Here is an 11,857-nt window from a genome sequence, read left to right as displayed (position 1 = left end):
ATACTAATCCATGTAAAATAATAATAAGGACAGGGATAAATAATACGACAACTTGTTTACTCATAAACTCGTTCACTCCACCATTCTCGTTCCAATGCACTGCCATACGAGTTGGTAAATATGGATAAATACATAGAGTAAGTAAAAGACAAGCGAAAAATATCCCTAGTATATATTTATATTTGAGCAAGTAATTCTCACCTCTCTTTTCTCTTAATGGCTTCGCCTCTTTTAGAGAAATCCCTGCAAAAATCTACCTTTTCAACTTTAAACTTACACTTTACCCATTTTCTCTTTCAAATTTTTTCATTGTATCGTTTAAATTTGTAGGGAAAGGTATGTCAACCACGATCTCTTCTTTCGTAATCGGATGCAAAAAATTAATCTTCATCGCATGTAACGCTTGCCCGGACATATATTTTGTTTGCCCACCATATAATACATCCCCAACTAAGGGATTTCCATTATAGCTCATATGAACGCGAATTTGATGCGTTCTACCGGTTTCTAACTGTAACGTTACGAGCGTCGCATTTTGTTTTTTAAAATATTTCTCTACTTTATAATACGTTATAGCTTGGTCTCCCTTTGGAGAAACGCGGCGCCTTGTAGCATGATGTCGATCTCTTCCGATAGCTGCATCAATTGTCCCCTGCTTCTTTTTTACTTTTCCTTCAACAAGTGCCGTATACGTTCTTTTAATTTTCCGTTCCATTAGTAAACGATCCATAACTGCACCCGCAATTCTATGTTTTGCGAATACAACACCACCTGTCGTATCTTTATCTAACCTATGGATATGACGAACTTTCGTCTCTAAACCTTGCATTTGAAAATGAAAAGCAACAAGATTGGCAAGTGTTCCCGTCCCATTTTTTTCAGAAGGATGTGTATCCATTTGCTCGGGCTTATTTACAACGAGTACGTGATCGTCTTCATACACTACATTTAATTCACCATATTCCGGCTCTACGCCGTACTCCTCCTCCATAAACATATGAACTTGTAACTTATCTCCTTCTTTTAAAAGTTCATTCCATCTCCTCTGTTCTCCGTTAACCGTAACACCTTTTTCCATACGAAGCTGGTGTAATAACTTTTTCGGTATTTCCCATTCTACTTTTAACAACGACTCAATACTTATACCATTCCACATCGCTGGAACCGTAATTTCGCACCATTCGCCCTTTTTCTTTGTTTCCATACTATAATCACCTTATTTCTATTGATTCTCTCATTGTAACGGAAAACACACTTTGATGCACAGCCAAAAATAGAGGACAGTCTTATAGTGGACTGTCCCCCTCACGCTCTAAGTCTTTTCATTTCCTGCAATAATTCTTCAGCTTTTTGTTCATAAGATAAATCTTTAAAGAAATCCGCCAATCGTTTATAGTCGTTGTACGTATCTAATAAGTCGTCTATTTTCTCTCCTTTCATAACTTGCTGCTTTTGCTTCATTTTTACTGGATAACGATACCCCGATACTTCTTGTATTTTGTAATACTCATCCTCTACTTGAATGACTTTTACAAGTTCCTCTTCCTCCGCATCCATCGTATACCCATCAAATTCTCTAAGTAGTTCATAAATAATATGAGTCCATTCATCTTTTGGGTAAAACCCTTTTTCTAACCGATAACCGACAATGCGATACAAATGCCCATCTTTTTCTGCAAACTGTACTGTATCATTTAGCTTAAACTTAAAATAACGAAACATTGCCTTCACCTACTTGTATGTATTGTTCTTATCACATACTATTTGCAAAATATAGGCCTCGCTATTCATAAAAAAATACTCATCTTATAGATGAGCATTTTTTACGATGATTTTTCTCTTTTCTTTCGAAACGGTAGCCACCAGTTCCAATCACCAAACAATTTCATTAAACTTGGTACGAGCATAAGACGGATAATTGTTGCATCAAGAAATATTGCTAATGCAACCCCAAGCCCCATCTGCTTTACTGGTAAAATATCAGTAAAGGCGAACGCACCGGTAACAACAATCATAATTAAAGCAGCTGACGTAATAATTCTACTTGTCGATACAAGTCCTTCTAGCGTTGCTTGATTGTTATCTCCTGTTTCTTCGTATAGCTCATGAATACGTGAAATAAGAAATACTTCATAATCCATGCTAAGCCCAAATACGAGGCCGAAAATAAAGATTGGTAATACAAATAAAACCGAACTCTCTTCTAATCCGAAATGACCACCTTCAAATAACCAAATAACAATTCCAATTGTTGCACTTAAACTAAGTACGTTCATAATAATAGCTTTAATTGGAATGAGTATAGAGCGGAATGCGAATAATAAAATGACAAAGGTTGATCCAAATATAACAGACATACCAATTGCAACTTTATCTTTAATTTCATCTTCTAACTCTTGCTGGAACGTTGTCATACCGCCTAAATAATAAGTAACATCATTTTCTTTATAATTCTTTTTGAAATCACGAACCCATTGTTTTGCAGTTTCTGTACTTGGCTTCGTATCCAAAAAGACTTCCATTGTTGTTTTATTTCCTTTCGTATACGCTTCAAATACAGGAGCTACTTTCGCGGCTTCTGGCGACTGTAATATTCCAGCAACTTGATCTGCTTTCATTCCATTTAGCCCGTCATATACGCTTTTCACCTTATATACTTGCTTATCATCTTTTAACTTTTGAACAACAGCTTCTATCTTTTGTAAACTTTCTTTTTCTGTTATATCTTTCTTCGTCTCTACTACTAATGTAACATCAGCGTGTGTTTTGACAGTTTTATTAAAGGCTTCTTCATACTTCTCAAATGCAACTCTCGTATCACTCTTTTCAGGTAACGCTTCAACACCAGGAAACTGCAAGTTAGCCGTACGTAGCGGTAATAAACAAATAACAATAAACGTTGTAACAACAACAATCATTGCGATTGGATGTTTCATTACAAATTGTGCAAATTTACGCCACGCCTTTGCCGGCGTATGTGCTACTTGATTCTTTTTTAATATTCGTTTACCAATTAAAGATAATAATGCCGGAAGAAGTGTGAGCGAAAATAAAATACTCATAATTACAACAATCATCCCACTAATAGCGACGGACTGAATATAATCTATCTTAAAGAAAAATAAGCCTGATAAACCGACGAATACGCATAACCCTGAAAATACGATAGCACGCCCTGCCGTTTGATACGTAATCGCTATCGCTTCTTTCACTGTTCTCCTTGCAACTTCCTCTCGAAAACGATTTACAAATAACAGTGCGAAATCAATTGATAATGCGAGCCCAATCATCGGCGCGACATTTAACACGAAAATAGATAGCTCTTTATCACTACCTATAAAATATAAAATCCCCATCGTACTAATTACACTAAGTGCGCCATTTACAATCGGTAAAATAGACGCAAGCAGACTACCAAATGAGAATAATAGTACGAGAAAAGCAATAGGTAATCCAATCATCTCTGCTACTTTTAAATCATTTTGCGTTCTTTCATTAATCTCTTGATTAATTTTCGGATATCCTGTCGGTGTTACTTTTAATATGCTATTACTTTCCTTCTCGATTTTTTCGGCGAATTGTAATGTCTTTTCCATTCGTTCTTTATTTGTTTTCCCGGAAAATAAAATCGTCGCATAACCGATATCATCTTGTAACATCTCTTTATTTTGCATTGGATGATGGAAAGATTCGTATGTTTCCTTCTCTTGAATTTGATTTATTATCCCCTCTATACGCTTTTGGAAATCCTCATGCGAAGTATCCTTTTCCTTCTCAAAAACGAGTAAAAGTGTATCTTGAGACTGCTTAAAATCTTTATCTAAAATTTCTTTTGTCTTTTGATAATCCCCTTCTGTTTGGAAACCATCACCGCCCAATACTCCCGGAAGTTTTGGAGCAAAAATACCGAGCACTATCGCAAGTAGTAGTAATGCTACGATTACTGTATAACGAAATTGATACAAAAAAGTTCCTAACTTCCCCCACTTATCAATTTTATGTACATTTGTCTTCACACATTTTCACCTACTTTATATAATTCACTTGTCATTTATACTGTATCACATCTCCCCATAAACAAAAAACGTCTAGAACAACTATAATACTAGTTTTTCTAGACGTTTTTCTATCTCTCTTTATTAAGTCCCAATCTCTCGGTAAGTAAACGATGACAATAAATTGCTATGATTAACAAAATGCCACCTGCGCAGTAACCAGCTAAAATATCAGTCGGGTAATGAACATTTAAAATAACTCTACTTAATCCAATCAATATAATTAATATGCCCATCGAAATCGTAATACCACATTTTCCAGCTATACTTTTCAAATTCGCAGCAATGATATAGGCAAGAAAACCAAATGTTATAATAGATAGCATTGCATGTCCACTCGGGAAGCTATACCCAAGTGCATCAAGTGCCTCATTTAATGATGGGCGGTCTCTTTTTACAATTTCTTTTATTCCCTTATTAACAAGGTGTGTCGTTAATATAGCCATTGGATACACAATCATAGCAGCATAATAACGCTTTTTCCAAAAAACGAGCAAACTTATAATTAGTGTCGTTACAACTCCAATTGCAGATCCTAACTTTGTAAAATATGTGAAGAATGTAATTGAGCTTTCTGTTTGTAATCCTTTTACCATCTCTCGGACATATGTATCCACTGCTGTAACTCCGCTTGCTTGTACTCTCCAAGCGATAATGCCGAATAAAGCAAGTAATAAAATCATACACATGAACTCATATCGATGTAACTTCTTCTTCAAACGATTTCCTCCTACTTATGAAAAAATGCGATTTCTACGTTAGAAACCGCATTTTCTTACTTATTTACCTTTTGTTTTCAGCTCTGTCCAGTAGCGATCGTAGTCTTTTAACTTATCGTCTACATCAACAAGCCATTCTGTACGATCTAATTCTTCTTTTGTTAAGAAGATCATGTGATTATCACGATATTCTTTACTATGAAGAGGATAAGCTTTTTCATTTGGATTACTGTAACCAATCGACTCGTAGTTTTTCACACTTACTTTTTCATCTAATAAGTAGTTCATAAACTTCTCTGCAAGTTCTTTATGTTTCGCACCTTTTGGAATCGCTAACGTATCAGCCCAAATTGTGCCGCCTTCTTTTGGTACAACGTATCCTACATCTTTATTATCTTTCGCGATGAATGCTGCGTCTCCAGACCAAACTGTCCCGATCCAAGCATCTTCTGTAATGAATTTTTGTTTAATATTATCTGTATCGAATGCTAATAAGTTTGGAAGTAACTTCTGTAAATCATTTGACGCTGTCTTTAACTGTGCATCCTCTTTCGTGCTATTAGAGAAACCATTTTTCTTAAGTCCCATTCCTAATACTTCACGAGAATCGTTTAATAAAGTAACATGTCCTTTATATTTCTCGTTCCATAAATCATTCCAGCTTGTAGGTGTTTCTTTCACATACTTTTTATTGTATGCAATTCCTGTTACACCCCAAGTATATACTAAAGAATACTTATTCTCTGGATCAAACGCAGGTGTTTTGAAATTAGAAACAAGATTCTCGATATTCGGGATGTTCTTCTTATCTAAAGGCTCTAACAAGTCCATCTTTGCCATCGTTTTCACCATGTAATCAGACGGTTGAATCAAATCATATGTTGCGCCACCAGCTTGTAATTTCGCAAGCATTTCTTCATTACTTGCATATTTATCATAGTTAATTTTCACGTTATATTTCTTTTCAAAATCTTTTAAAACTTGCTCATCAAAATTGTCAGCCCAGCTATAAATGTTTAATTCTTCTTTTTTCTCACCACAACCAGCAAGTACAACTGCAGCAAGACTGAAGCTAATCGCTATACCAGCTAATCTCTTCACTAATTTCATCGGTTTATTACCTCCTCGTTCTTTCTATATCATTCGTATTATAAAGGAAGGTGTCCTCCAGAGTTTTCTTCACCATCTGCACCTTTGTTACGGAAGACTTCTGATAGAACCATTAATCCTACGATAACGACAATTAAAATTGTAGACAGGGCATTAATTTCAGGTGATACTCCGCGCTTAACCATACTGTAAATGTATAATGGCAATGTTGTTGATCCTGGTCCTGATACGAAGAAACTAATTACAAAATCATCAATTGATAATGTGAATGTTAATAATGCGGCTGAAATAACTCCTGGTGCAATTGCTGGAAACGTTACATACCGAAACGTTTGCCACGGCGTTGCTCCTAAATCGTTTGCAGCCTCTTCTAAATCACGTCCCATGCCAGAAAGACGTGCCGCTAAAATAACAACAACAAATGAAATACTGAATGTAATGTGTGCAATAATAATTGTTGTTTTTCCAAGTTCCATACCTAATTGACTAAATAGGATAAGTAAAGATAATCCCATTAAAATATCAGGAATTAAAATTGGTAAATATACAAGACCGTTAATGGCCCCTTCAAAACGATATTTGTAACGGTGTAATGCAATAGCAAAAATCACACCAAGAACTGTCGTCACAATTGTCGTTATAAGAGCAATCGTAATACTATTTACAAACGCATCAATAACATCTTGTTTTTGAAATAAATCTGTATACCAATGGAGTGTAAAGCCCTCCCATTCTGCATTAATGCGAGAATCGTTGAAGGAATATACCATTAAAACCATCATTGGAAAATACAAAAACAATAAGATTAACCAAGAATAAGAAACTAAAAACTTCTTCATTTTTGCCTATTCCCCTCCGTTTCCATCATATTTATATACTTTCGTTGCACGATAATATAAGTAAATTAACAGAACAGAGAATAGAACAACAATCATAGATAACGCGGAACCAAACGGCCAGTCACGTGAGCCTAAGAATTGGTTTTGAATTACGTTTCCGATTAATGCTACTTTCGATCCACCCATAACGTCTGATACAACAAACATTCCGATAGAAGAAACGAATACTAAAATAGAACCAGTAGTAATCCCTGACATCGTCATCGGTACTGTTACATTCCAAAATGCCTTTACTGGTGTTGCTCCTAAATCATAAGCTGCCTCTAGCTTACGCTTATCAAGCTGCTCAATTGCTGCATACACTGGTAAAATCATAAATGGTAATAAAGAATATACCATTCCGAGTATTACAGAAGGTGTATTATATAAAAGATTTAAAGGTTCACTAATAATACCTAGTTTCAATAGCAATGTGTTTACAAGTCCTTGTGAACGTAAAATAACAATCCATGCGTATGAACGAACAAGAAAGTTAATCCAGAACGGGATCGTTGCCAATAATAAAAGGATGGAACGATATTTACGATCAACAATTGTAATTGTATAGGCAAATGGATAACCGATTAATAAACATAGCACTGTAGTAATAACAGCTATCTTCACTGTTTCCCATAACGTCCCCATATATAATGGATCAAACACACGCGCTATGTTATCTAATGTAAATTTCATCTCCACTGTCCCGTATGCTCCGCGCTGCATGAAGGCAAATGCTAATACGAACAGAAGTGGAATTAGGAAGAAGAGTAACAGCCATACGACTGTAGGTAATGCGAGTAATTTCCCTTTCTTCAATTTAAGGTCACCTCGTCCTCTTGCTCCCAGCCTACATATACATTATCTCCAATGCTCCACTGCGTTGCTTCTTCAGCAGTTTGGTATGCCATTAGTAATTCTGCTGTTTTCTCCTCACGTACATATAGCTTTTCCATATTTCCAACAAATTCAATATCTTCAATATGCCCAAGGTGGTATTCTTTTAAAATCGGCTCTTCAACCGAGCGAACTTTTACATTTTCAGGGCGAACTGCTACGTAGTTTTCCCCATTTTTCACGATATTATTTTCACCGATGAACGTCGCAACAAACAATGTTTTCGGTTGATTGTAAATTTCTTTAGGCGTGCCGACTTGTTCGATATGCCCTTTATTCATAACGACAATACGATCACTCATACTCATCGCTTCTTCTTGATCGTGCGTTACATATATGAACGTAATTCCTAAATTACGTTGTAAGTTTTTCAATTCACGTTGCAAATCTTTTCTTAACTTAAAGTCAAGCGCTCCAAGTGGCTCATCTAATAGTAATACACGTGGGTTGTTTACAATTGCTCTTGCAATTGCTACACGCTGCTGCTGTCCACCAGAAAGCTTCGTAGGTTTACGATTACGGAACTCCAGTAACTGCGTTAAACGCATTGCCTCTTCCGCACGTTCTTTCTGTTCTGCTGCTGATACTTTTTGCATTTTCATACCGAAACAAATATTTTTTTCAACATTCATATGTGGGAATAGTGCGTAATGTTGGAACACTAAATTCATATGACGCTTGTATGGCGGCAAATCGTTAATCTTTTCATCATCTAATAAAAGATTCCCTTTAGTTGGCGTTTCAAATCCTGCAATCATACGAAGTAAAGTCGTTTTCCCGCAACCACTCGGTCCTAAAATTGTTAAAAATTCTCCTTCTTTAATATCTAAAGAAAGAGGGGGGATAATCACTTGATTTCCAAAATGTTTTTCTACTGCTTCAACTTTAATAATCTTTTTCATTTTCCCGTCCTATCTACCTTAAATTTTAATTTTTATATTCATGAATAAATATTTATTTATGTTCTATAGACTATTTTTTGTTTCGATCCAAACAAAAATGGTTATTTAACAAGCGTTCGCTTCTATTCTTTATGTAGTATGTTTGATTCATTTTCGCATGATACATAACGTCGAACAGAAAAACCCCTTCCATTGCGAAGGGGCTATTATCATACGGCTACGCCTACTGATAAACACCATCATCATTTTAACAACTTTCGTATGAATTTTAAAGCACTTTTTGTAGAAGAATAACGAATTTTCATATCGAATGCCGTAGATTGGGCTAAAATGCTTTTATAATGTGAAAAAGTCCGAAAACTTTCTTCCCCATGATAACTACCTAATCCACTACTTCCGACGCCCCCAAAAGGCAAATATGGCGTTGCAAGATGATACACAACATCATTAATACAGCCTCCGCCATATGAAATATTACTCGTCACTTTCTTTTGCATTTCTTTATCTTCAGAAAATACATATAACGCTAACGGCTTCGGATGTTGCTGAATTGTGTCAATTACCTCTTCTATGTTGTCATACTCTACAATTGGTAAAATCGGACCAAAAATTTCATCTTCCATAACCGCATCTTGCCATGTAATGTCTGTTACTACTGTCGGTTCAATATGCAACGTTTCTTTTTTATAATTCCCACCGATTACGGTTTTACCATCTTTCAAAAATGTACATAACCGTTCAAAATGACGCTCACTCACAATTCGTACGTAACTTTCATTGTTCAGCGGGTTTTCCCCGTACTGCTCCGTAATTTCATGTCGTAATGCCTCGATTAACTGTTCTTTTACGGAAGAATGGACATACATATAATCAGGCGCTACACACGTCTGACCAGCATTCAAAAACTTGCCCCAAACGATACGTCTTGCGGTTACATCTATTTTTGCATCTTTATGTACAATACATGGGCTTTTACCACCAAGTTCTAACGTAAGAGGCGTTAATTTTTTCGCTGCTGCTTCCATCACAACTTTTCCAACACCCACACTACCAGTAAAGAAAATATAATCAAATGGTTCCCTCAGCAAAGCTGTACTCTCTTCAATACCACCCTCTACTACCGCTACAAGCTCTTCTTGGAATAATTCATCTAACATTCTCATAAGAACTTTTGAAACGTTAGGCGTTAATTCTGACGGCTTTAAAACGACTGTATTGCCAGCTGCCAATGCTCCTACAAGTGGTGCAATTGCTAATTGAAACGGATAGTTCCACGGTGCAATAATAAGCGTCACACCATACGGTTCTGGTATTACTCTTCCCTTTGACCCAAAATGAGTGAGCGCTGTTCGAACACGCTTCGGTTTACTCCACGATGAAATATGTTTCAATTGAAAAGAAATTTCTTTTAATACATATCCAATTTCTGTTGTAAATGATTCGTGAACTGATTTATTCAAATCTAATTTCAAAGCTTGAAATATCTCTTCTTCAAAACGCTGAATTCCATCATAAAGCTTCCTCAAATTATTTTTTCTTGTTTCTATGCTTCTCGTATGCCCTTTAAAAAAATATCCCTTTTGTTTATTTACAATAGAAGAAACACTCATTCATTCACCTTCTCCCACTATTTTTATCCAATTCTTTCATTATTTATATAGACTTCATATGTAACAAATTTCTATTCTTAAAGTTACATTATATATAACTTTTCCCTTTATATAAAATTCATTGCTCACAAAAAAAACTACCGAAAGAAAATCTCTCGGTAGTTTTACTGTATTAACGATATAAACGAACAGCACCTGCAGAGTTATCATCAGCTTGTCCTACTACTTCAAACTTCAGACCAAGCTGCGGTAAAATACGTCCTGCATCTGGAATTTGCTCATTAATATACTTTTTAGAGTCATCAAACTTCGGTACTCCTGGTAATCCATCGTATACGAATGTTCCACGCGTTGGAGATACAACTTTCCAAGCTGGCGTTTTGTCGAATGAGAACGCCGAATCAGCAATTTGGAATCGCGTACTACTTTTAAATGTTGGTTTGCCATTTAAAGTTCCTGCAATTGCTTCTGGGTGAGAGTCAACTACACCAAGGAAACCATGTCCTGGATGTATGCCAACCCAGTTATCTGTGTAAGCTGAATCCGCATACCATACAACCATACCAGTGTTATATACTGGACCGCGAGCAAATTTCAATGCGTTATCTGAACCCGCATAGTTTCTCCACTCTACATAGTAGTTATGCTTTTTCTTATCCATTCCGTTAGATACAACGAAACCGTCCAATTTGAATTGTGGTGTACCTTCTGCGTCATCAGAGAATGCAACATTTCCATCTACAGTTAGTGACGCATTATCAAGTGTAAATCCATTTAACGCCAATCCACCGTCTGTAATATATTCAAATACTAGTTTCACTTTCTTACCTTTGAATTGACTTAAATCATATGATTTATCAACCCATTTTCCATTTGTCGTAGCTGCATTTCCACTATTTGCTTTCTCACCAATTCTTTCAATCAACGTTTTTTGTCCATCTTCTGTTACAGCGTGTACTTCAAGGAAATCGTACTCTGCTTCGATTTCATACAATGACTTATAATCGAATTTTGCAGTCGTTGCTTTCGTTAAATCGAATAGTGGCGTTTCCATCGTTGTATGAAGGTCATCACCTTTTGTGCTGTAGTAATACTGTTTACCAAATGCAGGCTGAATTCCTTTTACCTCTTTATCTGGTAAGTTAACACGAATCAGACCTGGACGATCTGACTTCGTAACACTTTGGTCTAAGTATGTTGCTAGACCGATACCTTTATTTAATTTCTCGTAATCTACTTCTACGATATTCGCCCAGTTACCACCGATTGTTTTTTGGAAAAACTCTTTATTTTGTGGTGAAAGACTTGTAGGTGTTGTTCCTGCAATTTTACCAGCCCAGCTACCGCCACTCATAATAGACCAAGCTTCAACCGGCTCACCCTGACCGCTATATTGTGTATCATACTCATCTGGAAGACCTAAATCATGGCCGTATTCATGTGCGAATACACCAACTGCGCCATCTTCTGGTTCAATTGTGTAGTCGAATGCTGCCATCTTTCCGCCCCAATATGGAACTTTCGCTTGTGTACCTGCGATTGGGAATGGATTTGGTCCAACTGTCCAGCGATGTGACCAAATTGCATCATCACCTAATTTCCCCCCGCCAGCTTCTTGTCCAACGCCCGCATGAATAATCATTAAGTGATCAATTAAACCGTCCGGTTGATTTTTATTTCCATCACCAT

General features: G+C 36.3%; 11 protein-coding genes. All 11 read right to left on the bottom strand.

The window, feature by feature from the left end; genetic code table 11:
- Positions 1-190, bottom strand: a 190-nt coding sequence (locus tag KI356_RS15390; RefSeq protein WP_212935830.1) for a DUF1648 domain-containing protein, incomplete at its 3' end; no start/stop codon positions are given.
- A 90-nt stretch (positions 191-280) separates the two neighbouring features.
- A complete protein-coding gene (locus KI356_RS15385; protein WP_212935829.1) occupies positions 281-1,204 on the bottom strand; it encodes an RluA family pseudouridine synthase in 924 nt (307 codons plus the stop codon).
- A 101-nt stretch (positions 1,205-1,305) separates the two neighbouring features.
- The gene (locus KI356_RS15380) at positions 1,306-1,722 is read right to left on the bottom strand and encodes a YodN-related protein (protein WP_128282223.1); all 417 of its coding nucleotides are present in this window, start codon (positions 1,720-1,722) and stop codon (positions 1,306-1,308) included.
- 101 nt (positions 1,723-1,823) lie between these two features.
- Positions 1,824-4,016 (bottom strand): MMPL family transporter, encoded by a 2,193-nt coding sequence (locus tag KI356_RS15375; protein ID WP_128282222.1) that lies wholly within the window; start codon positions 4,014-4,016, stop codon positions 1,824-1,826.
- A gap of 110 nt (positions 4,017-4,126) precedes the next feature.
- Positions 4,127-4,774, bottom strand: coding sequence for a phosphatase PAP2 family protein (locus tag KI356_RS15370; RefSeq protein WP_212935828.1), 648 nt, complete (start codon positions 4,772-4,774; stop codon positions 4,127-4,129).
- 60 nt (positions 4,775-4,834) lie between these two features.
- Entirely contained in the window at positions 4,835-5,884 is a 1,050-nt protein-coding gene (gene potD / locus KI356_RS15365; RefSeq protein ID WP_212935827.1) for a spermidine/putrescine ABC transporter substrate-binding protein PotD, read from the bottom strand.
- Between the two features lie 38 nt (positions 5,885-5,922).
- The gene (potC, locus tag KI356_RS15360; RefSeq protein WP_078173274.1) at positions 5,923-6,723 is read right to left on the bottom strand and encodes a spermidine/putrescine ABC transporter permease PotC; all 801 of its coding nucleotides are present in this window, start codon (positions 6,721-6,723) and stop codon (positions 5,923-5,925) included.
- A gap of 6 nt (positions 6,724-6,729) precedes the next feature.
- A complete protein-coding gene (gene potB, locus KI356_RS15355; protein WP_002126118.1) occupies positions 6,730-7,578 on the bottom strand; it encodes a spermidine/putrescine ABC transporter permease PotB in 849 nt (282 codons plus the stop codon).
- Positions 7,575-8,558, bottom strand: a complete 984-nt coding sequence (gene potA / locus KI356_RS15350) for a spermidine/putrescine ABC transporter ATP-binding protein PotA (RefSeq protein WP_128282218.1) — start codon at positions 8,556-8,558, stop codon at positions 7,575-7,577. The genes potB and potA overlap by 4 nt, the downstream gene beginning before the upstream one ends.
- 242 nt (positions 8,559-8,800) lie before the next feature.
- Positions 8,801-10,168, bottom strand: coding sequence for an aldehyde dehydrogenase (locus KI356_RS15345; RefSeq protein ID WP_212935826.1), 1,368 nt, complete (start codon positions 10,166-10,168; stop codon positions 8,801-8,803).
- 172 nt (positions 10,169-10,340) lie between these two features.
- On the bottom strand, positions 10,341-11,857 hold a 1,517-nt coding region (locus tag KI356_RS15340; RefSeq protein ID WP_212935825.1), incomplete at its 5' end, for an immune inhibitor A domain-containing protein.

The organism is Bacillus hominis (genome assembly GCF_018332515.1).
Lineage (GTDB): Bacteria > Bacillota > Bacilli > Bacillales > Bacillaceae_G > Bacillus_A > Bacillus_A hominis.
This window is presented reverse-complemented; position numbering and strand designations above follow the sequence as displayed.

Bases quoted from the DNA above. Each gene is read 5' to 3' on its own strand.
- KI356_RS15345 (WP_212935826.1), bottom strand. From the start codon at position 10,168: ATGAGTGTTTCTTCTATTGTAAATAAACAAAAGGGATATTTTTTTAAA.
- potC (WP_078173274.1), bottom strand. From the start codon at position 6,723: ATGAAGAAGTTTTTAGTTTCTTATTCTTGGTTAATCTTATTGTTTTTG.
- KI356_RS15380 (WP_128282223.1), bottom strand. From the start codon at position 1,722: ATGTTTCGTTATTTTAAGTTTAAGCTAAATGATACAGTACAGTTTGCA.
- KI356_RS15385 (WP_212935829.1), bottom strand. From the start codon at position 1,204: ATGGAAACAAAGAAAAAGGGCGAATGGTGCGAAATTACGGTTCCAGCG.
- potD (WP_212935827.1), bottom strand. From the start codon at position 5,884: ATGAAATTAGTGAAGAGATTAGCTGGTATAGCGATTAGCTTCAGTCTT.
- potA (WP_128282218.1), bottom strand. From the start codon at position 8,558: ATGAAAAAGATTATTAAAGTTGAAGCAGTAGAAAAACATTTTGGAAAT.